Annotated in this window: 19 protein-coding genes; 13 read left to right on the forward strand and 6 right to left on the reverse strand. The window is 73.5% G+C overall.

Annotated elements, in window-relative coordinates:
• Positions 1 to 6: 6 nt before the first annotated feature.
• On the reverse strand, positions 7 to 3,135 hold the full coding sequence (gene ileS / locus AB0R04_RS05530; RefSeq protein WP_363368417.1) for an isoleucine--tRNA ligase: 3,129 nt from the start codon (positions 3,133 to 3,135) through the stop codon (positions 7 to 9).
• Positions 3,136 to 3,776: 641 nt separating this feature from the next.
• On the opposite strand from ileS, the gene AB0R04_RS05535 reads away from it, so the two are divergent.
• From AB0R04_RS05535 to AB0R04_RS05560, 6 genes are all read left to right on the forward strand, one after another.
• Complete coding sequence (locus tag AB0R04_RS05535) at positions 3,777 to 4,244, forward strand: TraR/DksA family transcriptional regulator (RefSeq protein WP_244293330.1); 468 nt, start codon at positions 3,777 to 3,779, stop codon at positions 4,242 to 4,244.
• Positions 4,245 to 4,483: 239 nt separating this feature from the next.
• Positions 4,484 to 5,062 carry a signal peptidase II gene (gene lspA, locus AB0R04_RS05540; RefSeq protein WP_363368420.1) on the forward strand — a complete coding sequence of 193 codons (579 nt, stop codon included), beginning with the start codon at positions 4,484 to 4,486 and terminating at the stop codon, positions 5,060 to 5,062.
• Positions 5,063 to 5,122: 60 nt separating this feature from the next.
• A complete protein-coding gene (locus AB0R04_RS05545) occupies positions 5,123 to 6,061 on the forward strand; it encodes an RluA family pseudouridine synthase (protein ID WP_063347228.1) in 939 nt (312 codons plus the stop codon).
• A 1-nt stretch (position 6,062) separates the two neighbouring features.
• Positions 6,063 to 6,524, forward strand: a complete 462-nt coding sequence (locus tag AB0R04_RS05550) for a GNAT family N-acetyltransferase (RefSeq protein ID WP_363368422.1) — start codon at positions 6,063 to 6,065, stop codon at positions 6,522 to 6,524.
• 164 nt (positions 6,525 to 6,688) lie between these two features.
• Positions 6,689 to 9,529: an alpha/beta fold hydrolase gene (locus AB0R04_RS05555; RefSeq protein WP_363368423.1), complete on the forward strand. Its 2,841-nt coding sequence runs from the start codon at positions 6,689 to 6,691 to the stop codon at positions 9,527 to 9,529.
• Positions 9,530 to 9,585: 56 nt separating this feature from the next.
• Positions 9,586 to 10,443, forward strand: coding sequence for an ABC transporter permease subunit (locus tag AB0R04_RS05560; RefSeq protein WP_363368425.1), 858 nt, complete (start codon positions 9,586 to 9,588; stop codon positions 10,441 to 10,443).
• 102 nt (positions 10,444 to 10,545) lie between these two features.
• On the opposite strand, the gene AB0R04_RS05565 is transcribed toward AB0R04_RS05560, so the two are convergent.
• Positions 10,546 to 12,276 carry an alkaline phosphatase D family protein gene (locus AB0R04_RS05565; protein WP_363368761.1) on the reverse strand — a complete coding sequence of 577 codons (1,731 nt, stop codon included), beginning with the start codon at positions 12,274 to 12,276 and terminating at the stop codon, positions 10,546 to 10,548.
• 172 nt (positions 12,277 to 12,448) lie between these two features.
• Between AB0R04_RS05565 and AB0R04_RS05570 the strand changes: the two genes are divergently transcribed.
• Positions 12,449 to 13,078 carry a dienelactone hydrolase family protein gene (locus AB0R04_RS05570; RefSeq protein ID WP_363368427.1) on the forward strand — a complete coding sequence of 210 codons (630 nt, stop codon included), beginning with the start codon at positions 12,449 to 12,451 and terminating at the stop codon, positions 13,076 to 13,078.
• Positions 13,079 to 13,106: 28 nt separating this feature from the next.
• Here AB0R04_RS05570 and AB0R04_RS05575 read toward each other — a convergent pair whose 3' ends face one another.
• The 3 genes from AB0R04_RS05575 to AB0R04_RS05585 form a co-directional block, all read right to left on the reverse strand.
• On the reverse strand, positions 13,107 to 13,823 hold the full coding sequence (locus AB0R04_RS05575) for a response regulator transcription factor (protein WP_363368429.1): 717 nt from the start codon (positions 13,821 to 13,823) through the stop codon (positions 13,107 to 13,109).
• Positions 13,820 to 15,055, reverse strand: coding sequence for a histidine kinase (locus AB0R04_RS05580; protein WP_363368430.1), 1,236 nt, complete (start codon positions 15,053 to 15,055; stop codon positions 13,820 to 13,822). The genes AB0R04_RS05575 and AB0R04_RS05580 overlap by 4 nt, the downstream gene beginning before the upstream one ends.
• 128 nt (positions 15,056 to 15,183) lie before the next feature.
• The gene (locus AB0R04_RS05585) at positions 15,184 to 15,711 is read right to left on the reverse strand and encodes a GNAT family N-acetyltransferase (RefSeq protein WP_363368433.1); all 528 of its coding nucleotides are present in this window, start codon (positions 15,709 to 15,711) and stop codon (positions 15,184 to 15,186) included.
• Positions 15,712 to 15,775: 64 nt separating this feature from the next.
• On the opposite strand from AB0R04_RS05585, the gene AB0R04_RS05590 reads away from it, so the two are divergent.
• The 6 genes from AB0R04_RS05590 to AB0R04_RS05615 all read left to right on the forward strand — a co-directional run bounded on the left by AB0R04_RS05590 (position 15,776) and on the right by AB0R04_RS05615 (position 20,998).
• Positions 15,776 to 16,630 (forward strand): HAD family hydrolase, encoded by an 855-nt coding sequence (locus AB0R04_RS05590; RefSeq protein WP_363368435.1) that lies wholly within the window; start codon positions 15,776 to 15,778, stop codon positions 16,628 to 16,630.
• A 154-nt stretch (positions 16,631 to 16,784) separates the two neighbouring features.
• A complete protein-coding gene (locus tag AB0R04_RS05595; protein WP_063347220.1) occupies positions 16,785 to 17,345 on the forward strand; it encodes an RNA polymerase sigma factor in 561 nt (186 codons plus the stop codon).
• Positions 17,342 to 18,169 carry a zf-HC2 domain-containing protein gene (locus tag AB0R04_RS05600; RefSeq protein ID WP_363368437.1) on the forward strand — a complete coding sequence of 276 codons (828 nt, stop codon included), beginning with the start codon at positions 17,342 to 17,344 and terminating at the stop codon, positions 18,167 to 18,169. The genes AB0R04_RS05595 and AB0R04_RS05600 overlap by 4 nt, the downstream gene beginning before the upstream one ends.
• 32 nt (positions 18,170 to 18,201) lie before the next feature.
• Positions 18,202 to 19,014 carry an ABC transporter ATP-binding protein gene (locus tag AB0R04_RS05605; protein ID WP_208869062.1) on the forward strand — a complete coding sequence of 271 codons (813 nt, stop codon included), beginning with the start codon at positions 18,202 to 18,204 and terminating at the stop codon, positions 19,012 to 19,014.
• On the forward strand, positions 19,011 to 20,411 hold the full coding sequence (locus AB0R04_RS05610) for a hypothetical protein (protein WP_363368439.1): 1,401 nt from the start codon (positions 19,011 to 19,013) through the stop codon (positions 20,409 to 20,411). Before AB0R04_RS05605 ends, AB0R04_RS05610 begins: the two co-directional genes overlap by 4 nt.
• A complete protein-coding gene (locus AB0R04_RS05615; protein WP_363368441.1) occupies positions 20,408 to 20,998 on the forward strand; it encodes a hypothetical protein in 591 nt (196 codons plus the stop codon). Before AB0R04_RS05610 ends, AB0R04_RS05615 begins: the two co-directional genes overlap by 4 nt.
• A 65-nt stretch (positions 20,999 to 21,063) precedes the next feature.
• On the opposite strand, the gene AB0R04_RS05620 is transcribed toward AB0R04_RS05615, so the two are convergent.
• Positions 21,064 to 22,020: an SDR family NAD(P)-dependent oxidoreductase gene (locus AB0R04_RS05620; protein WP_363368443.1), complete on the reverse strand. Its 957-nt coding sequence runs from the start codon at positions 22,018 to 22,020 to the stop codon at positions 21,064 to 21,066.
• Between the last annotated feature and the right edge of the window lie 93 nt (positions 22,021 to 22,113).

A 22,113-nucleotide genomic window follows, 5' to 3' on the forward strand; every position in this document is an offset into this window, starting at 1 on the left:
AGCGGGTCAGGCCTTGCGGAGCTGGAAGGCGAGGCCGAGGGCTTCGTCGGCGAAGGTCTCGGAGTCCCAGTCGGCCGTGCCGGCGGCGAAGTCGGTGGCCAGGACCTCCTCGGCGACGAGGGGGCCGTGCTCGGCGATGGCCTCGGCGGTCTCCTCGGTGGTGGCCCGCCAGCGCAGGACGATCCGGTCGGCGACGTCGAGGCCGGAGTTCTTGCGGGCCTCCTGGATCTGGCGGATGGCGTCGCGGGCGACGCCGAGCCGCTTGAGCTCCGGGGTGATGGCCAGGTCGAGGGCGACGGTGGCGCCGGACTCGTTGGCGACGGCCCAGCCCTCGCGCGGGGTCTCGGTGATGATCACCTCGTCCGGGGAGAGGGTGACCGGCTCGCCGTTCAGCTCGACCGAGGTCTCGCCGTCGGCGCGCAGTTCGGCGGCCAGGCGGGCGGCGTCGGTGGCGGCGACCGCCTTGGCGACGTCCTGCACGCCCTTGCCGAACCGCTTGCCCAGGGCGCGGAAGTTGGCCTTGGCGCTGGTGTCGACGAGCGAGCCGCCGACCTCGGCGAGCGACTCCAGGGTGGAGACGTTGAGCTCCTCGGCGATCTGCGCGCGCAGGTCGGCGGGCAGCTCGTCCCAGCCCTGGGCGGCGATCAGCGCGCGGGACAGCGGCTGACGGGTCTTCACGCCGGACTCGGCGCGGGTGGCTCGGCCGAGCTCCACCAGGCGGCGGACCAGCGCCATGTGCCGGGAGAGGTCGGTGTCGATGAGCGACTCGTCCGCCTGCGGCCAGGTGGCCAGGTGGACCGAGGCCGGGGCGTCCGCGGCGACCGGGACGACCAGGTCCTGCCAGACCTGCTCGGTGATGAACGGGGTCATCGGGGCCATCAGGCGGGTGACCGTCTCCAGCGCCTCGTGCAGGGTGGCGAGCGCGGCCGCGTCGCCCTGCCAGAAGCGGCGGCGGCCGCGGCGGACGTACCAGTTGGACAGGTCGTCGACGAAGCCGGACAGCAGCTTGCCGGCGCGCTGGGTGTCGTACGCCTCGAAGGCGGCGTCGACCTCGCGGACCAGGGTGTTCAGCTCGGAGAGCACCCAGCGGTCCAGCTGCGGGCGGTCGGCCGGGGCCGGATCGGCCGCCGAGGGGGACCAGCCGGCGGTGCGGGCGTACAGGGCCTGGAAGGCGACGGTGTTCCAGTAGGTGAGGAGGGTCTTGCGGACCACCTCCTGGATGGTGCCGTGGCCGACCCGGCGGGCCGACCAGGGCGAACCGCCGGCGGCCATGAACCAGCGGACGGCGTCGGCGCCGTGCTGGTCCATCAGCGGGATCGGCTGCAGGATGTTGCCCAGGTGCTTGGACATCTTGCGGCCGTCCTCGGCCAGGATGTGGCCCAGGCAGACGACGTTCTCGTAGCTGTTCTTGTCGAACACCAGGGTGCCGACCGCCATCAGCGTGTAGAACCAGCCACGGGTCTGGTCGATCGCCTCGGAGATGAACTGCGCCGGGTAGCGCTTCTCGAACAGCTCCTTGTTCTGGTACGGGTAGCCGTACTGGGCGAAGGGCATCGAGCCCGAGTCGTACCAGGCGTCGATGACCTCGGGGACCCGAGTCGAGGCGCCGCCGCACTCGCGGCAGGCGAAGGTCACGTCGTCGATGTACGGGCGGTGCGGGTCGAGCTCGCTCTGGTCGGTGCCGGTGAGCTCGGAGAGCTCGGCCAGCGAGCCGACGCAGGTGAGGTGGCCCTCCTCGCAGCGCCAGATCGGCAGCGGGGTGCCCCAGTAGCGGTTACGGCTGAGCGCCCAGTCGATGTTGTTGTTCAGCCAGTCGCCGAAGCGGCCGTGCTTGACGGTCTCCGGGTACCAGTTGGTGGCCTCGTTCTCCCGGATCAGGGCGTCCTTGACCGCGGTGGTGCGGATGTACCAGGACGGCTGCGCGTAGTAGAGCAGGGCGGTGTGGCAGCGCCAGCAGTGCGGGTAGCTGTGCTCGTACGGGAGGTGGCGGAAGAGTAGGCCGCGCTCCTTGAGGTCCGCGACCAGGGCCTCGTCGGCCTTCTTGAAGAACTGGCCGCCGACCAGCGGGACCTCGGGGGCGAAGGTGCCGTCGGCGAGGACCGGGTTGACCACCGGCAGGCCGTACTTGCGGCAGGTCGCGAGGTCGTCCGCGCCGAAGGCGGGCGACTGGTGGACGATGCCGGTGCCGTCCTCGGTGGTGACGTAGTCGGCGTTGAGGACGTAGTGCGCGTTCTCGATCTCGACCAGGTCGAACGGGCGGCGGTAGGCCCAGCGCTCCATCTCGGCGCCGGTGAAGGAATCGCCGGTGGCCTCCCAGCCCTCGCCGAGGGCCTTGGCGAGCAGCGGCTCGGCGACGACCAGCTTCTCCTCGCCGTCGGTGGCCACCACGTAGGTGACCTCCGGGTGGACGGCGGCGGCGGTGTTGGAGACCAGGGTCCACGGGGTGGTGGTCCAGACCAGCAGCGCGGCCTGGCCGGCCAGCGGGCCGCTGGTCAGCGGGAAGCGGACGAAGACCGAGGGGTCGACGACGGTCTCGTAGCCCTGGGCCAGCTCGTGGTCGGACAGGCCGGTGCCGCAGCGCGGGCACCAGGGGGCGACCCGGTGGTCCTGGACCAGCAGGCCCTTGTCGAAGATCTGCTTGAGCGACCACCAGACGGACTGGACGTACGACGGGTCCATCGTCCGGTAGGCCTCGTCGAGGTCGACCCAGTACCCCATGCGGGTGGTCAGCTCGGTGAAGGCGTCGGTGTGGCGGGTCACCGACTCGCGGCACTTGGCGTTGAACTCGGCGATGCCGTACGCCTCGATGTCCTGCTTGCCGGAGAAGCCCAGCTCCTTCTCGACGGCGAGCTCGACCGGGAGGCCGTGGCAGTCCCAGCCGGCCTTGCGGGCGACGTGGTAGCCCTTCATCGTCCGGAAGCGCGGGAAGACGTCCTTGAAGACGCGGGCCTCGATGTGGTGGGCGCCGGGCATGCCGTTGGCGGTCGGCGGGCCCTCGTAGAAGACCCACTCGGGGCGGCCCTCGGACTGCTCCAGGCTGCGCTGGAAGATCTTGTTGTCCTGCCAGAACGACAGGATCTGGTGTTCGAGGGCGGGCAGGTCCACCTGTGCGGGGACGGAGTTGTAGGTGCTCATCGCGGGCGTCATACCTCCGGCGGATGTGAACGGGATCCGACGGAGGGACGAGACGGCGAGCCGCCCCGCGGTACCACCCTCCTTGGCCGCGGTGCTGCTGCGGCCCTCTTGTTTGGGCTTGCTGCCGGGTCTAGTGGGCCGGCCCGCGCGGTGGCGGGCGGCCGTTCTTCCGGCGGCTCCGGGGTGATCTTCCCGCCGTGCACACCCCCGGGCTCGCACCGTCCCCGGGTCGCTGGTGGCTGCGTACGTCGGTACTCGTCCCATCTGCGCCTTGCAGGGCCAGTGTATCGGCCGGGTGAGTCGGTTTGTCCAAATCGTTTTTCCCCGCGGTGGACGGCCGGGGCGCTCCGGGGCCGGCGGCGGTGGTGGTTAGGCGGGGGTGATCTGGGCACAAGTCTGGTCAGCGCGCGGGGCGTGGCGGCTGGGGCGACTGCCTGGGTGGGATCATCATGGGGCGTCGGAATGTCATGTTGTGACCGGTTTTGATCGGGATTATCGTTCCGGCACTGGAGGCCGCCGGGAACCGGCGGCTCGATTCGTTCGTAGATGGGGTCGAAGCCATGGCTGAGAAGGCAACCGGCGCGGGTACCGCCACCAAGCGGGCACGCAAGGCCGTGGCGGCCGATCCAGGGGAGGGGACCGTGACCACTACCGCACGGCAGAAGAGCAGCACCGACACCGTCACCGTGCCGCGCGGCGCCGAGTCGGTGGACCCGGCCACGCTGCCGGTCCGGCCCGGCGAGGACCCGTGGACCACCGACGAGGTCCACGAGCTGCACACCGAGCTCATCAGCGAGCTGGAGCGGCTGCAGAACGAGATCGACGCCGCCGAGGCGGCCATCTCCGGCCTGATGCGTGACTCCAACGACGGAGCCGGTGACGACCAGGTGGACGCCGGTACGAAGAACATCTCGCGGGAGAGCGAACTCGCGCTCGCCAACAACGCCCGGGACAGCCTCGCCCAGACCGAGCGGGCCCTGACCAGGTTGGAGGGCGTCGGCTTCGGCACCTGCGAGTCCTGCGGGCAGGCCATCGGAAAGGCCCGGATGCAGGCCTTCCCCCGGGCCACGCTCTGCGTGCAGTGCAAGGCCAAGCAGGAACGCCGCTGACGCGGCCGACCGGGGCGGCGCAGGGGGTCGGGCTTGCCGTACGCTCGACCCCGTAACGTCGCCTGAATCCTGGGACACGTCCGGTTCGGAGGTGTCCGGTACGGCGACCATGGGCCCACCCTCCCCCACCTCCAACCGGGGGAGCTCCACCGGCAGCGGAGCGGATCATCAGTACGCAAGGTTCCCCCCAGACGCGGGACGACGCCGTCCCGACCCCCGCCGAAGCCGTGGAGGTGGCCGTGGCCGAGCCCACCGAGCCCGCGGAGCCTGCCGAGCCCGCCGAGGCGACCGTCCCGGCCGAGGCGGAGGCGCCGAAGGGCCGTCGGCGGATCGGTGTGCTGATGGTCGTCGCGCTGCTCGCCTTCCTGATCGACTTCGGCAGCAAGCTGCTGGTCGTGGCCCGGCTGGAGAACCACGCGGCGATCAAGGTGATCGGGGACGTCGTCACCTTCCAGGTCATCCGCAACTCCGGCGCCGCCTTCGGCATGGGGCAGGCGCTGACCGTCGTCTTCACGATGATCGCCTCGGCCGTCATCGTGGTGATCTGGCGGATCGCCCGCCGGCTGTACAGCCTGCCCTGGGCGATCGCGCTCGGGCTGCTGCTCGGCGGGGCCCTGGGCAACCTCACCGACCGGCTGTTCCGCTCGCCGGGCGTCTTCCGCGGGCACGTCGTCGACTTCATCTCCGTCCAGCACTTCGCGGTCTTCAACCTCGCCGACTCGGCGATCGTCTGCGGCGGAATCCTCGTCGTGCTGCTCTCCTTCCGGGGCAGCAACCCGGACGGCACCGTCCACCAGCAGGGCGGCAAGACCGAGTAGCAGGGGCCCCGGGCGGTCGGGCGGGCGGCGGAGGGCCGCGGTTCCGGCATACTCGTACGGGTGAGTACCGCAGCGCAGATCCGCAGCCTCCCCGTACCCGACGGCCTGGAGGGCGAGCGCCTCGACGCCGCCCTCGCCCGGATGTTCGGTTTCTCCCGGACGAAGGCCGCCGAGTTGGCCGCCGACGGCAAGGTGACGCTCGACGGCGCCGTGGCCGGAAAGTCGGACCGGGTGACCGCCGGTTCCTGGCTGGAGGTCGAGATCCCCGCCCCCGCCGCCCCCGTGCGGATCATCGCCGAGCCGGTCGAGGGCATGCGGATCGTCCACGACGACGAGGACATCGTGCTCGTCGACAAGCCGGTCGGCGTCGCCGCGCACCCCAGCCCCGGCTGGACCGGCACCACCGTCATCGGCGGGCTCGCCGCGGCCGGCTACCGGATCTCCACCTCCGGCGCCGCCGAGCGCCAGGGCGTCGTGCACCGGCTTGACGTCGGCACCTCCGGGCTGATGGTCGTCGCCAAGTCCGAGCGCGCGTACACCGACCTCAAGCGGCAGTTCCACGACCGGATCACCGAGAAGCGCTACCACGCCCTCGTGCAGGGGCACCCGGACCCGCTGAGTGGCACCGTGGACGCGCCGATCGGACGGCACCCCAGCTCGGACTGGAAGTGGGCCGTGACCAAGGACGGCAAGCCGTCCGTCACCCACTACGACCTGGTCGAGGCCTACCGCTCGGCCTCGCTGCTCGACATCAAGCTGGAGACCGGGCGCACCCACCAGATCCGGGTCCACATGTCCGCGCTGCGCCACCCCTGCGTGGGCGACCTGACCTACGGCGCCGACCCGACGCTGGCCAAGCGGCTCGGGCTGACCCGGCAGTGGCTGCACGCCGTGTCGCTCGGCTTCGAGCACCCGGCGGACGGGCAGTGGGTCGAGTTCTCCAGCGAGTACTCGCCCGACCTGCGCAAGGCGCTCGACATCATCTCGTCGGAGAGCTGAGATGACGGGGGCCATCCGGACCGCGGAGGGCGCCGCGGACCTGGCACTGGTGTGGGACGTGCGGCGCGAGGTGTTCATCGTCGAGCAGCACGTGCCGGAGGAGCTGGAGTACGACGAGTACGACGCGACCTCGGTGCACCTGCTGGCCGTGGCGGCGGACGGGACCGCGCTCGGGACCGCACGGCTGATCTTCGGGGAGCAGGCGCTGAAGCTCACCGGGGGTGTCGAGGGCCGGGTGCTGCTCGGACGCCTCGCGGTGGTGTCGGCGGCCCGGGGGACCGGGCTCGGGGCCCAGCTGGTGCGGGCGATCGAGGCGGCCGGGCTCGACCGCGGGGCCGTCGAGGTGGAACTGCACGCGCAGGTGGGGGCGCTGGGGTTCTACGAGCGGCTGGGGTACACGGCCGAGGGCCCGGTGTACGAGTCCGCGGGGATACCGCATCGGACGATGACGCGGGTGCTGTAGGGCTTCGGGCCCGGCCGTGCGGATCCCCGTGCCCCTGGTGGGGTGCGGGGATCTCCGTTTTCCCGTCCGGTACCCGGACGCAACGGGGTGAACGGGGCGGGAGCGGCGGCTTCGGCGGTGGCCTTATCGGACGCCTACCCGGGGGGCGGATACGATCAGCCCCCATGGAGTTCGGTGGGGCGTGGCGCCGGTGGCGCAGCCGGGGTACGACGGTGCGGCGCAGGGTGGTGGCCGGTGCGGTGGCCCTGGTGGTGGTGGCCGGGGCGGGTACGGCGACGGTGGCGTCCGGCGGTGAGCCGGCGGTCCATCAGGAGGACCGTTTCCTCGCCATGCCGGAGACCCCCGGCAGTGACCAGCAGGTCCAGGTGGACACCTCCTTCTTCACCACCGGCACCACCCCGCGCCCGGCGATCCTGCTCGCGCACGGCTTCGGCGGGTCCAAGGACGGCGAGCGCGAACGCGCCCAGCAACTGGCCCGGCAGGGCTACGCGGTGCTGACCTGGTCGGCGCGCGGCTTCGGGCACTCGGGCGGGAAGATCGGCCTCAACGCGCCCGACCGCGAGGTCGAGGACGTCAAGCACCTGGTGGACTGGCTGGCCCAGCGGCCCGAGGTGCAGCTCGACGGGCCCGGCGACCCCCGGGTCGGCATCACCGGTGCCTCGTACGGCGGCGCCGTCTCGCTGCTGGCCTCCGCGTACGACCACCGCATCGACGCGGTGGCCACCCAGATCACCTGGTGGAACCTGGCCGACGCGCTGTTCCCGCAGGGCGTGCAGGGCTCGGGCGCCGTCGACGGCGTGTTCAAGAAGCTCTGGGCCGGGATCTTCTTCACCACCGGCGCGGCCGGCGACCTCGGCCCCTCCGGCGGCGCGCCGCGCGGCGGCGGGGCCGGGCCGGGGCAGGGCGGTCCCGGGCAGGGCGGTTCCGGGCAGGGCGGTTCCGGGCAGGGCGGCGACGCCGCGGGCGGGCCGGTCGGCTGCGGGCGGTTCCTGGAGTCGCTCTGCCAGATGTACGACCGGGTCGCCACCGCCGGGCACGCCGACCCGGAGGCCGTCGCACTGCTGGACCGCTCCAGCCCGTCCTCGGTGGCCGCGCAGCTCAAGGCGCCCACCCTGGTCGTGCAGGGCCAGCAGGACTCGCTGTTCCCGCTCGACCAGGGCGACCGGATCGCCCGGGCCGTCGCGGCCAACGGCGCGCCCGTCTCGGTGGACTGGTTCGCCGGCGGGCACGACGGCGGCACCGACACCAGCGCCCGGGTCGACGACCGGGTGACCGCCTGGTTCGACCACTACCTGAAGGGGCAGGGCGACGACACCGGCCCCGCGTTCCGGGTCACCCGCACCGGGGGCGTCGACTCCACCGGCTTCCAGGCCGTGCTGCGCGGCGCCTCCGCCGACCGCTACCCGGGCCTGGGCGGAACCGGCTCCCACGGCGTCGAACTGGCCGGCGGTGAGCAGACCATCGCCAACCCGCCCGGCGGCGCCCCGCCCGGGATCTCGACGCTGCCCGGGATCGGGGCGCTCAGCCAGGCCGCCTCGCTCGGCGCCGGGCTGTCGCTCGACTTCCCCGGCCAGCACGCCGCCTTCGACTCCGCGCCGCTGGGCCAGCCGCTGCACCTGACCGGGCAGCCCACCGTGCCCGTCCAGGTGCACGCCGACCGGCCGGACGCGGTGCTCTTCGCCAAGCTGTACGACGTGGGCCCGGACGGCAAGTCCGTGCTCCCGCAGCAGCTCGCCGCCCCGCTGCGGGTCACCGGCGCCGACGCGGGCCGCACCGTCACGGTCGAGCTGCCCGCCGTCGACCACACCTTCGCCGCCGGGCACCGGCTGCGGCTCGCCCTGGCCGCCACCGACCTCGCGTACGCCTCGCCCGTCGAGCCCGCCACCTACCGGGTCGCGCCGGCCGGGGCGCTCACCGTGCCGACCGACGACGAACTCGTCACCGAGGCCACGCCGCTGCCCGCGCGCACCTGGCTGCTGCCGCTGGCGGCCGTCGTGGTGGCGCTGGGCCTGGTGCTGTCGCCCCGGCTGCTGCGCCGCCGTCGGCGGGGGGCGGGCGACGGGCCGGCGTACGACCCGGCGCTGGCCGGGGTGCCATTGCAGATCACCGGCCTGAGCAAGCGCTACAAGGGCGCCCAGGACCGTTACGCCGTACGGGAGTTGGGCTTCCGGGTGGAGCAGGGGCAGGTGCTCGGCCTGCTCGGGCCCAACGGCGCAGGCAAGACCACCACGCTGCGGATGCTGATGGGCCTGATCCGGCCCGACGCGGGCGAGATCCGGATCTTCGGCCACCTGGTGCGCCCCGGCGCACCGGTGCTCTCCCGGGTCGGCGCCTTCGTCGAGGGCGCGGGCTTCCTGCCGCACCTCACCGGCCGGGCCAACCTGCGGCTGTACTGGCAGGCCACCGGCCGGCCGGAGGAGGACGCCCGCTTCGACGAGGCGCTGGCCATCGCCGGTCTCGGCGAGGCGCTCGACCGCGCCGTGCGGACCTACTCGCAGGGCATGCGGCAGCGGCTCGCCATCGCCCAGGCCATGCTCGGGATGCCGGACCTGCTGATCCTCGACGAGCCGACCAACGGGCTCGACCCGCCGCAGATCCGCGAGATGCGCGAGGTGATGATCCGGTACGCCGCCGCCGGCCGTACCGTCATCGTCTCCAGCCACCTGCTCGCCGAGGTCGAGCAGAGCTGCACGGACCTGGTGGTGATGGACCGCGGGCGGCTGATCACCACCGGCGCCGTCGGCGAGATCGTCGGCGCGGGCGAGCTGCTGTTCCTCGGCGTGCCCGCCGGGTACGAGCCCGGGTCGGTCGTCGAGAAGGTCGGCGCGCTGGCCGGGGTCGGCTCGGCGGAGGCCGTCGAGGGCGGGCTGCTGGTGCGCCTGGACGGGCTGGCGGCGCACGAACTGCTGGCCGAACTGGTGCGCCTCGGTGTGCCGGTGGAGAGCGCCGGGCCGCAGCGGCGGCTGGAGGACGCGTTCCTGTCGTTGATCGGAGGTGCGGCGTGAGTAGGGGTGCGAACGGTGGCGTGAGCAGTGAGGTGAGCAGCGAGGTGGGTGATGGCGTGAGCGGCGTCGTGTCGGCGGACCACGCCGAGGGGTACCGGGCGGGCCGGACACTGCCGCTGCGGGTGGAGGCGATGCGCCAACTGCGGCGGCGCCGCACCCTGGTGATCGGCGCGGTGCTGGCCGCCCTGCCGTTCGTGATGCTGGCCGCGTTCCAGATCGGCGGCACCCCGAGCCGCCCCGACCGGACCACCTTCATCGACCTGGCCACCGCGTCCGGGCCCAACTTCGCCGCCACCATGCTGTTCGTGGGCACCGGCTTCCTGCTGGTCATCCCGGTGGCGCTGTTCTGCGGCGACACGGTCGCCTCCGAGGCGAGCTGGTCCTCGCTGCGCTACCTGCTGGCCGCGCCGGTGCCCCGGGCCCGGCTGCTGGCCCGCAAGTTCGCGGTCGGGCTGGCGTTCTCGGCGGTGGCGGTGGCGATGCTGCCGCTGATCGGGCTGGTCGTCGGCACCGCCGCGTACGGCTGGGGGGACCTCAAACTGCCCACCGGGGCCAGCCTTTCGGCCGGGGAGGCGCTGCCCCGGCTGGCCGTCGCGGCGGCGTACGTGTTCCTCGCCGAGATCGTGATCGCCGCGCTGGCGTTCTGGCTCTCCACGGCGACGGACGCGCCGCTGGGCGCCGTCGGCGGGGCGGTGTTCGCGTCGATCATCACCGGGGTGCTGGACGCCGTCACGGCGCTGGGGGGCCTGCGGGAGTGGCTGCCCGCGCACTGGCAGTACGCCTGGGCGGACGCCCTGCAGCCGCAGTTGGAGTGGGGCGGCATGGTGCAGGGCGTCTCGCTGTCGCTGTCGTACGCGGCGGTGCTGCTCGCGCTGGCGTTCCGGGGGTTCGCGCGCAAGGACGTGGTGTCGTAGGGCCGTTGTGCTGCGGGCCCGCCGCGGGGGTGCGGCGGGACCGGGGCGGGTGACGGGGGTGGGTGACCGGGGTGGGGCGCAGGGCGGGGGTCAGGGCTGGGGTCAGGCGATCGGGGCGTTCGCGCGCTCGATCCGCTGGGTGCCGGTGCGGGTGCGGTAGGAGCGGGTCCAGCTGCTGGTCGCGTCCTTGCGGGTGCGGTCGGAGAGGACGTAGTAGTCCATCTGGGTCTGCTCGGGGGTGATGTCCAGGACCCCGTAGCCGTGCGAGTCCAGGTCGACCCACTTGACGTGCGAGTTGGCCGCCTTGATCGCGGTGCCGGCCGCCAGTGAGACGGTCTGCGGGGCGACCTTCAGCAGGTCGTCGACGTTGTCGGAGGTCACCGAGGTGACCACGAACTCGGTGGCGACACTGCCGGACAGCGGGTAGGTGGCGGCCTCGTTCGGGACGTCGGCGGCCCAGGCGGAGTGGATGTCGCCGGTCAGGAAGACGGTGTTGGTGATGCCATTCGTCTTGAGGTGGCCGAGCAGCTCGCGGCGGTCGTGGGTGTAGCCGTCCCACTGGTCGGGGTTGACCGCCACGCCCTCGCCGGGCAGGCCGAGCAGCTTGGCCAGCGGGCGCAGCAGGTAGTCGGGCAGCGAGAGGAAGGCGACCGGGGAGATCATCACCTCGTTGCCGATCAGTCGCCAGGTGGTGTCGGAGGAGGACAACCCGGCCTTGAGCCAGTCCAGTTGGGCGCGGCCGGTGAGGGTGCGGTCGGCCGAGTCGACGGCGCCGCTGCCCGTCTTCGCCTGCTGGGAGCGGAACGAGCGCTGGTCCATCAGGTGCAGGTCGGCGAGCTTGCCGTAGCGCAGGCGGCGGTAGGTGGTGCCGGCGATCGAGGGCCGGACCGGCATCCACTCGAAGTAGGCCTGCTTGGCGGCGGCCATCCGGTCGGCCCAGGCGCCCTCGGTGCCCGGGGTGTGGTTCTCGGCGCCGCCGGACCAGGCGTCGTTGGCGAACTCGTGGTCGTCCCAGATCGCGATGGTCGGGAGCTTGGCGTGCAGGGCCTGGAGGTCGTCGTCGGTCTTGTACTGGCCGTGCCGGGTGCGGTAGTCGGCGAGGGTGAGGATCTCGTGGGTGGGGGCGTGCGGGCGCACGACCGTGCCGCGGGCGCAGAACTCGCCGGTCTTGTACTCGTAGATGTAGTCGCCGAGGAAGAGGAAGGCGTCCAGGTCGCCGCGGGCGGCGAGGTGGCGGTAGGCGGAGAAGTAGCCGCCCTCCCAGTTGGCGCAGGAGGCGACGCCGAACCGCAGCCGGGAGAGGGCGGCGTCGGTGGCGGGGGTGGTGCGGGTGCGGCCGGTGGGGGAGACGGCGCTGCCGGTACCGGTGGCGGTGGTGGTGATGGTGGCGGTGAAGCGGTACCAGTAGGGGGTGTCCGGGGTCAGGCCGCGGACGTCGGCCTTGACGGTGTGGTCGGTGGCGGCGGTGGCGGTCACCGTGCCGCTCGCGACGACGCGGGTGAAGGCCTGGTCGGCGGCCAGCTCCCAGCGGACCTCGGTGTCGGGGCCGAGGCCCGAGCCGGGGAGGGACTCGGGGCGGGGCGTCACCCTGGTCCAGAGCAGGACGCCGTCGGGGAGGGGGTCGCCGGAGGCTATGCCGTGCAGGAAGCGGGGGGCGGCTTCGGGGGCCTGCGCGGTTTGGGCGGCTCCGGCGGCCTGGGCGGTCTGGGTGGCCTGGGCCGGCTCGGCGGCTTCGGCGGGGGTGGGGAGGGCGATCGGGAGGGCGGCGGTCGCGCCGGCGGCCAGCGCGCCGGCCTTCAGGACCTGGCGGCGGCGCGGGTGGGCAGGGGTCATGTCATGGACAAGATCGTTCACGTCCGGAAGGTTACCCGCTAGTAAAGCGTAGGTAAATCAGGTGACCTGACGACCCGTCGTGGAGCGGGCGGGCGTGGTTGCCCGGGGCGGGCGAGCGGGGGAGGCCGGGGAGGCCGGGGCGGGCGGGCCGGGGAAGTCGGGTCGCCGGATCATGCGGGATCATGGGGGAGTACCCGCCCTCAGCTGCCGAAGGACCCCGACCGTGGCCCAGATCGTCCTCTTCCACTCCGCCCTCGGGCTGCGCCCCGCCGTCCACGCCGCCGCCGACCGGCTGCGCGCCGCCGGGCACGCCGTGCACACCCCGGACCTGTACGACGGGCGGACCTTCGACGACATCGAGGCCGGACTGGCGTACCAGGAGGAGGTCGGCGGCAGCGAGGAACTGCTGCGCCGGGCCGTCACCGCCGCCGCTCCGCTGTCCGACGGCGGCCTGGTCTACGCGGGCTTCTCGCTCGGCGGCTCGCTCGCGCAGAACCTCGCCCTCGCCGACGACAAGGCCCGCGGCCTGCTGCTCCTGCACGGCACCTCCGACCTGCGCGAGGACGCGGCCACCGAGATCCCGGTGCAGCTGCACGTCGCCGAGCCGGACCCGTTCGAGACCGAGGACTGGCTGAACGCCTGGTACCTGGGGATGCGGCGGGCCGGGGCCGACGTCGAGGTGCACCGCTACCGGGGCGCCGGGCACCTGTTCACCGACACCGAGCTGGCCGACTACGACACCGAGGCGGCGGAGCGGGCCTGGGCCATCGCGCTGGACTTCCTCGGCGAGCTGGATTCCTGACCGAGGACGGGTGCTGGGGCGGGCCGGGTCAGCCGGCGAGCCCCGGCACCACCAGGCCGGACTCGTACGCGATCACCACGGCGTGGGTCCGGTTCTGCGCGCCGAGCTTGGTCAGCACGTTCCCGACGTGCGTCTTCACCGTCTCCAGACTCACCCTGAGCGACTCCGCGATCTCCGGGTTGGACTGGCCCGTGGCCATCGACCGCAGCACCTCCTCCTCCCGCACCGTCAACGCCGCCCGGGGCAACGCCTCGGCGGAGTCCAGCGGGCGGGCGGAGACCATCCGGCGCAGCGCCGCCGGGAAGAGGATCGCCTCCCCGGCCGCCGCCACCCGCACCGCCTCCGCGATCTGCCGCACCGGAAGCCGCTTCAGCACGAACCCGCTCGCCCCCGCGCTGAGCGCGGCGGTGACGTAGCCGTCGTTCTCGAAGGTGGTGATCACCACGACCTTCGGCGGCGCGGCCGACTCGGCCAGCAGCTGCCGGGTGGCCTCGATCCCGTTGCGGCGCGGCATCCGTACGTCCATCAGGACCACGTCCGGCCGCAGCCGCTGCGCCTGCTCGACCGCGTCGACGCCGTCGGCCGCCTCCCCGACCACCGTGATCCCCGGCTGCGCCGCGAGCAGGGTGCGCAGGCCGCTGCGGGTCACCTCGTCGTCGTCCGCGATCAGGAGGGTGACGGGGGCGTTGCTCGGGGCGTTGCTCAGGGAGTCGGGCGCGGCGTCGGTGGGATCTGGGCCGGTCATGCCGACAACCGTACGGGCAGCCGGACGGCCAGCCGCCAGGCCTGGGGCCCGTCCGGCCCGGCCTCGATCTCGCCGTGCAGTAGCCGGACCCGCTCGGCCAGGCCCGGGAGGCCGTGGCCGGACGTCGGGAAGGCGCCCTGGCGCGGTCCCGTCCCGGTCCGGTTGGCCACGCTGAGCTCCAGGGTGTCCGGCCCGGCTGCCACCCGGACCTCGATCGGGCCGCCCGCTCCGTGCCGCAGCGCGTTCGTCAGCCCCTCCTGGAGGATCCGGTACGCCGCCCGGGAGAGCGTCCCCTGCACCTGCGCCAGCTCGCCGGACAGCTCCGGCTCCACCACCGCCCCGGCGTGCCGCAACCGGTCCAGCAGCTCGGGCAGGTCGGCCAAGGTCCGGGTCGGGGCCGCCCCCGACTCCTCCTCGCGCAGCGCGCCCAGCACGTAGTCCAGGTCCTCCAGGGCGGCCCGGGTCGACTCCTCGATGCTGCGCATGGCGGCCCGCGCCGCCACCGGGTCGGCGGAGAGCACCTCACCCGCCACCGCCGCCTGGATCGTGGCCGCCGTCAGGGTGTGCCCGATCGAGTCGTGCAACTCGTGGGCCAGCCGGTTGCGTTCGGCCAGCCGGCGCTCCCGCTCCGCCGCCAGCGCCAGCCGCTCGGCCGCCGACGGACCCAGCAGCTTCGGGGCCAGCCCGCGCAGCGCGCCCGCCACCGCCGCGCACACCACCGGCACCAGCAGCAGGCAGGCCGCCGCCACCACCCAGCTCCAGACGCCCGTCAGCTGCACCGACCGGCCGGGCCAGCTCAGCCGGGCGTCACCGGAGACCCAGCCGCCCGGCAGGGCCACGGCCGCGCCGAGCAGCACGAGGCTCACCAAGCCGCCCGCCCAGCCCAGCGCCACGTGCAGCAGCAGCCACAGCGGGGTGCGCCAACGGTCGGTGCCGGGGGTGTCCGCCGCCTGGGCGGCGGACACCGGATCCGGCAGCGGCACCCTCAGCAGTCGGCGGACGCCGCTGATCAGCACCCGCCGGGTGGTGCGGGCCAGCCCGACCACGGCGAGCAGCGCCGCCCAGGCCAGCAGGGTGAGCACCGCCCGTGCGAGGTAGGGGCCGGACGGCCAGGCCATCATCGGCAGCATCGCGAACGGCAGTAGCGGCAGGCTCGCCAGCGCGCCGAGGAAGGCGAACAGCACACCCGAGTACGTGGAGCCGCGCAGCAGCGGCCGGATTCCCCTGATCATGATCACCAGTATTGCGGCGCAGCTCATGGGGGGCCTCCCCCGATCGGGGGAGCGTTCGTTCCTGCGTTCCCGCTCCGGCGTTCCCGTTCCTGCGTACCTGCTCCGGCCTTCCTGCTCCGGCGGGACGGCTACGGCGAGGCGGCCCCGGCGGCATCGGCGCGGCCCCGGGTGAGCAGGCGGGTCATGCTGCCGTCGTCCTCCGTGATGTCGCGGACGTGCCGGAAGCCGATCCTGCCCAGCAACGCCAGCGAAGCGAGGTTGGCGTCGGCGACCGTCGCGTGCACCTCGGTCAGCCCCAGGGCGGTGAAGCCGTAGTCGACGATCGCGGCCGCCAGTTCGGTGCCCAGGCCGCGGCCCCACGCCTCCGGGGCCAGCGCGTAGACGATCTCGAAGCCCTCGGACACGGTGGTGGGCTTGATCTCGGCGTGCCCGACGAGGCGGCCGCCCTGCCGGACGGCCCAGACGTCGAACCGGTTCGAGGCGTACACCTGGGTGAAGATGCGGCCGAACAGGGCCCGGTCCTCGGCCTCGGGCTGCGGGCCGTCGCCCATCCACCGGGACACCTCCCGGTCCTGGAACAGCGTCACGAAGTCCTCTTCGTCCGCGAGGACGTACGGGTCGAGCAGCAGGCGCTCGGTACGCAGGGTCGGGGTCACGCCGGGCGACGGTACGGGGGCCGTCGTCCGCCCGGCAAGCGGTTTTCGGGAGGCTGGAGCGCCGGTGGCGATCGTCGTCGAACGGGTGTCGGGGGCGGCGTCGCGGGGATCACATCACGGTCTCCAAACGGGCGGATATCATCCGGGAATGGTCAACCTTCGCACCCGCACGGTGGTTTTCGATCTCGACGGCACGCTCTGCTTCGACGGGCGGACGATCGACGGCCGGATCCTGGCGGCGATCGGTGAGTGCGAGCGGGCCGGGTACCAGGTGGTCTTCGCGTCGGCCAGGCCGGTTCGGGACATGCTGCCGGTGCTCGACGGCGCCTTCCCGGCCGCGATGCTGATCGGCGGGAACGGGAGCCTGGTGTCGGTCGACGGGCAGGTGCGGGCCCGGGCCGTGTTCGAACCGGCGGTGCTGGGCGGGCTGATGGCGGCGGTCGCGCGCCACGAAGCGGGCTATCTCGCTGACGGGCCCTGGGACTACGCGTACACCGGGCCGGTGGATCACCCGATCCGGGGCCGCGTCGACCAGGGCGGCCTGGCGAGCCGGGTGGAGCTGGCCGAGCTGCCCGAGGTGGTGAAGTTCCTGGTCGTCGAGGCGTCGGACATGGCGGAGCTCGCCGAGGCCGGCCGGGGGCTCGGGCTGATGGTGAACCACCACCTCGACGAGGCGATCATCGACTTCGCGCCCGGTTCCACGACGAAGTGGGAGGCCCTGACGTCGATGGGCATCGGCGCGTACGCGGCGTTCGGCAACGACATCAACGACTTCGACCTGCTGCGCAACGCCGAGCGGGCGGTGCGCGTCGGTACGCATCCCGGGCTGGACGGCGTCGCCCACATCACCGTCGCGGCCGAGCCGGAGGCGGTGGCGGCCGAGATCGCGCTGCTGGCGCGGACGGCCGAGGACCGGTAGGGCGGCGGGGTGCTCGCCACCGCAGGTGCCTGATCCGGGCGTCGAGGTCGCCGCAGCGCAGGAAGTCGGGTAGGCCGACTTCCTGCGCTGCTTTCATGTGACGCAGGTCACGTCGAATGCAGAACCTGCGCGCGGTCGCCGGCGTCTGGCTGGTGTGAGATCACGCAGGAGAGCACTGGACGAGCTGGACGAGGAACGCCTCGTCCGGCTGATCGCCAGAAGTGACCGCGCGGCGTTCGACGAGCTGTACCGGCGCACGTCGCCGTGGCTGGCGGTGCGGTTGCGCCGTCGCTGCGCGGACGAGCAGATCGTCGCCGAGGTCATGCAGGAGACCTATCTGGCGGTGTGGCGCGCGGCCGGCGCGTTCGCCGGGAGCGCCGTCGGCGGGACGGCCGTCGGGTGGCTGTGGACGATCGCGGCGCGCCGCCTCGTCGACGCCTTCCGGCGCCGTGCCCACCACGCCGAACCGCCGGTCGCCGCCGCCGAGCGGGCCGTGGTGCCCGCGGCGGAGGAGGAGGCGCTCGCCGGGACCGTCGGCGGCGACGTGGGTGACGCGCTGCGGCGGCTGGCGCCGGAACTCCGAGACGTACTGCAGGCGACGGTGCTCGACGGGCTCTCCGTCCGGGAGACCGCCGTCCTGCTCAGACTGCCCGAAGGCACGGTCAAGACCCGTGCCCGCCGGGCCCGGATCGCGATGCGGGAGGCGCTGGCATGAACGCGGAACACGCGTCGAGGCGGCTGATCGACGACTACGCGCGTGGTGACACGGCGATGGCCGCGGACACGGTGTGGGCACTGGAGGCCCACCTGGAGACGTGCGCGCCGTGCCGGAGCCTGCTGGCGGCCTCCGTGGCCACCGAGGCGCCCGGCGTCGCCGCGCTCGTCGACACCGTCCGGGCCGGTCTGGACGCGCAGTTGGACGCGGCCGTCGGGGCGCCCCGGCGGCGGCACCGCCCGACCTGGGTGTCGGCCTGGCTGACACCGGCCATGACCCCGTGGCTGGCGATGACCGCCGTCGTCACCCTGATGGCGATGCTGCTGGACGTGGCCGCGCCGGCGAAGGTCTTCGGCGGCTCCTCGATGGTGGCGCTGATCGCGCCCGTGCTGCCGCTGTGCGGTGTCGCCGCATCGTGGTCGCGCGGCCTGGACCCGGCGCACGAACTGACGGCCTCGACCGCCCGGGCCGGCCTGGCCCTGCTGCTCAGGCGCACCACCGCGGTCCTCGTGGTGGTCGTGCCCGGGCTCCTGCTGGGGGGATGGCTGACCGGGAACACGACGGCCGCGCAGTGGCTGCTGCCCTCCCTGGCCTTCACCTCCACCGCCCTGGCGCTGGGCACCGTGATCGGCGTGACCCGCGCCGCCGTGGGGCTGGTGACCGCGTGGGGCGCTGCCGTCGTGGTGCCCACGTTCGTCACCGGCCGCATCCCCGCAGTCCTCGAACTCGCCCTGCACCGCGACCAGTTGCCCGTGTGGGGGCTGCTCCTCGCGCTCGGCGTCTGCGCCGTGATCGCCCGCAGGGACGCGTACTCAACGCTGTGAAACCCATGTCCACCCTGGAAAGGCACCATCGCATGACGTATACGGCGAGCGCGGCCGACACCGCGCCGAAGACCTACGCCTGGGAGATCCGGGCCAGCGGCCTGAGGGTGCGCGTCGGACGGAGCAAGATGGCCGTCGACGGGCTCGACCTCTCCCTGGGCATCGGCGCCCACGGGCTCCTCGGGCCCAACGGAGCGGGCAAGACCACCCTGATCCGGACGCTGGCCACCGTGCTGCGCCCCACCGAGGGCGAACTGGAGATGCTCGGCACCTCCCTGGGGGGCCGGGTGGTCGACCACCGGGCCCTGCGCCGCCAGATCGGCTACCTGCCGCAGGACTTCGGCTACTACAAGCGCTTCACGGTGCGCGAGTTCGTCGAGTACATGGCCTGGCTGAAGGAGGTGCCGAAGGCGGACATCCCCGGGGCCGTCCAGCGGGCCGTGGAACGGGTGGGTCTGGCGGACCGCGCCGACCACCGGATGAAGACCCTGTCCGGCGGCATGGTGCGGCGGGCCGGCATCGCCCAGGCCATCGTCAACTCCCCCGCGGTGCTGCTGCTGGACGAGCCGACGGCCGGCCTGGACCCGGCGCAGCGGCTGCGCTTCCGCGAGTTGCTGCAGGACCTGGGCCGCGACACCTGTGTGGTCGTCTCCACCCACCTGGTCGAGGACGTCGCGGCCGCCTGCTCCGACGTGGTGCTCTTCGCCGACGGCCGCCTCGTCTTCCAGGGCACGCCGGACGAACTGGGTGCGGCGGGCAGCACCGACCACCCGGGCGACAGCCCCCTGGAGCGCGGCTACTCGGCGCTGCTCAGCAACTCCGGCCAGCAGGGGAGCGCCTGGTGAACGGACGTGTGCTGCGGACGGAGCTGAGGCGCTCCGCCGCCCCGTGGGCCGGCATCGTCGTGCTGGCCGGCAGCCTGGCGGTCTTCTTCCCGTTCGACGCGCTCTGGTGGCACGGCACCGCGGGGTGGACGGCCCAGTGGACCACCATGGCCATGTGGACCCGGTCCCTGCTGGCCTTCTGGTGGCCGTTCGTGATCGGCATCGGGGCGGTGTACGGGCTGCGCGAATCCCGCTCGCGGATGACCGAGCTGCTGACGACCACGCCACTGCCGGCCTGGCGCCGTGCGGCGCTGCCGGCCGGTGCGATCGGGCTCGCGCTGGCGGTGGGCTTCGGTCTGCTGGTTCTGGTGGGCGGAGTCCAGGTGGCGGCCGGTCCGACCACCTACGCATCCCTCGGCTGGCTGCCGATCTCGCTGGTGGCGGCACTGGCCCTGGTCGCGGGCGCCGTGTTCGGCATGGGCGTCGCGCGGGCGCTGCCTTCCGTCCTCACCCCGCCGGCCCTGGTGGTGATCGTCTTCGTGGGGACGGGCCTGTTCCTGCGCGTGAACAACGAAGGGCTGGTGCCGACGGGCAGGGTGGAGAACCGGTTCGCCCAGCTGTCCCCGGCGACCGTGGAGCCGCGGCAGATGCTGCTGACCCTGTCCGGTTCCGCCCACCTCGGCCAGGCGCTCTGGCTGCTCGGCCTGCTCGCCACCGGCTTCGCGCTGCTGGCGGCCGCGACCCGCCGGGCCCGGTTGCTCGCGGTGACTCCCGTCCTGGCCGGCCTGGGCCTGGCGCTGCTGGTCCTCCCGGCCGCCGCGCGCGACACCTACGTCGTCGACAAGGCCGCCGCGGCGCTGGTGTGCGACGGGCCGGTGTGCGTGACGCAGGCGAGCCGTTCACACCTGGCCGAGCTCACGCAGCGCAGCAAGGACGCGATGCGCGTGCTGCACGACGTCCTGGGCGACAAGGCGCCGACCTCGGTGCGGGAGGACACCGCGCTGCACGAGCTCGCCGCGCCACGCGAACTCTCCGCAGACGTGCTGCTGGTCGACTTCAACGACCGGATGCTCGCCGACGCGAAGGGTGACAAGCTGACCCGCGCGCTGATCGCCAGGGGCCTGGCGCCGAGCTGCTACCCGGACAACGACAAGGAGGGCGGGGGGAGCCACGACATCCCCGCCCAGAGCATCGCCGTGAGCTGGGCCCTCCACGACTCCCAGCTCCAACCGCTCCAGGAGAAGGGCACCAGCCGGTACGCGCTGGAGACCTGGGCGGAGGCCGACGTCGCGTGGCAGAAGCTGATGGCGCTGCCGCCGGCCGAGCAGCGCTCGCGGATCGTCGAACTGCACGCCGCCGCGCTCTCCTGCGAGGGGTACAAGCAGGTTCCGAAGCTGGCCGGGGGAACGTCGCGATGAGGTGGCTGATGCTGTACGCGCGCTCACGGCAGGTGTCCACGTCGGCCGCCGCGGTCGCGCTCACCGCGCTGGTGGTGTGGGCCTTCAACCGGGGCGGCGGCACGGGGGCGATGGACGCGGACGCGATCAACCCGATCGTGTACTTCGTGCTCGCCGCGGGCGTGGCGGCCGGCTCCGTCGGACTCGGCGGGCAGGACGCCGCACTGGACAGGACGGCCGCGATCCGGTGGGCGCCCCGCCGGGCGGCGCACGCGCTGCTGATCGGCGTGGTCGCGGGTGCGGCGCTGCTGGCGGTCCAGGCGGTGGGGCCGAGGTTCGCCCCCACCGAGGTCGTCGTCCGGGACACCGCGGGCCTGGCCGGCCTGGCCGCGTTCGGGGCGGTGGTGTGCGGGGCGCACCTCGCCTGGACCCTGCCGACCGCTTGGCTCGCGTTCGCCGTCATCTCCCCGCCGCTGCCGCCCAACACCGTGGGGAAGGCGTTCGGTTGGATGTCCTACCCCGCTGGCACGGAGGCGTCCACCTGGACCGCGGTGGCCCTGCTGGTGACCGGCGCCGGGGTCTACGCCCTGGCAGGGCCGCGCAGGTAACGGGCCCGCCCCGCGCTCCGCGCCCCCAGGTTCGCTGGGGGAGCGGGGCGTTCTGCTGGGGGCTGTCAGTCGCGGCTGCCCAGGGTGTCGCGCGAGACCTGCCAGAGCAGGGCGGCCGCCTCGGGGTCGAGGGCGTACTCGGCGACGCCGGTGCGTGCGCTGAGCTCGCCGCGGACGGCTTCGTTGCAGTCCTCGAAGTAGCGGCCGCTGACGCCCGCCAGCAGCGGTGAGGCCGCGAGCAGGACGGACGTCGCCGCGCCCTGCTCGGTGCTCTTCCACAGCAGCTCGGTGCCGTTGGCGGCCTGGGCGCGCAGCCGGTCGAGCTCCTCCTCGGAGACGTAGCGCTGGAGGGCGGTGCGGATGCCGCCGGGCATCAGGGCGTTGACGGTGATGCCGTCCGCCGCCCAGCGCTTGGCGGCCTCGACCGCGAACAGGACGTTGGCGGTCTTGGACTGGCCGTAGGCGGACCAGGGCTCGTAGGCGCGCTCGCGGAAGTGGATGTCCTCGAAGACGACCGGGGAGCGGTGGTGGGCGCTGGAGCTGACGGCCACGACGCGGGCGCCGCCGTCCCGGGCCAGGGCCGCGTGCAGGCCGGTGGCCAGCGCGAAGTGCCCGAGGTGGTTGGTGGCGAACTGGAGCTCCCAGCCCTCTGGCGTGCGGACCTCGGGCGAGGCCATCACGCCGGCGTTGTTGACCAGGATGTGCAGGGGCCCGTCCCAGGCGGCGACGAACGCGGCGACGGAGGCCTGGTCGGCCAGGTCCAGCGGCGCGACCCGGAGGTCCTTGTTGCCGGTGGTCGCGGTGATGTCCTCGGCGGTGCGGGCGCCGGCGTCGAGGTTGCGGACCGCGAGGGTGACCTGCGCGCCCGCCGAGGCGAGGGCGCGTGCGGTCTCGACGCCGATGCCGGAGGCGCCGCCGGTGACGACGGCGCGGCGGCCGGTCAGGTCGACGCCGGAGATGACCTCGGCGGCGGTGGACTCGGCGCCGAAGGGGGTGGTGAGGCGCGGGGTGCTGGCGTTCATGATCGTTCCCGTCTGGCTGGGTGACCGGAGCTGGGGTGCGCGGGAGGGGGCGGCCGGTAGAGTGGAAACCGGAGGGCCCTCCGCATGTCTCCA

This window comes from Kitasatospora sp. NPDC056731, from assembly GCF_040687675.1.
GTDB lineage: Bacteria > Actinomycetota > Actinomycetes > Streptomycetales > Streptomycetaceae > Kitasatospora.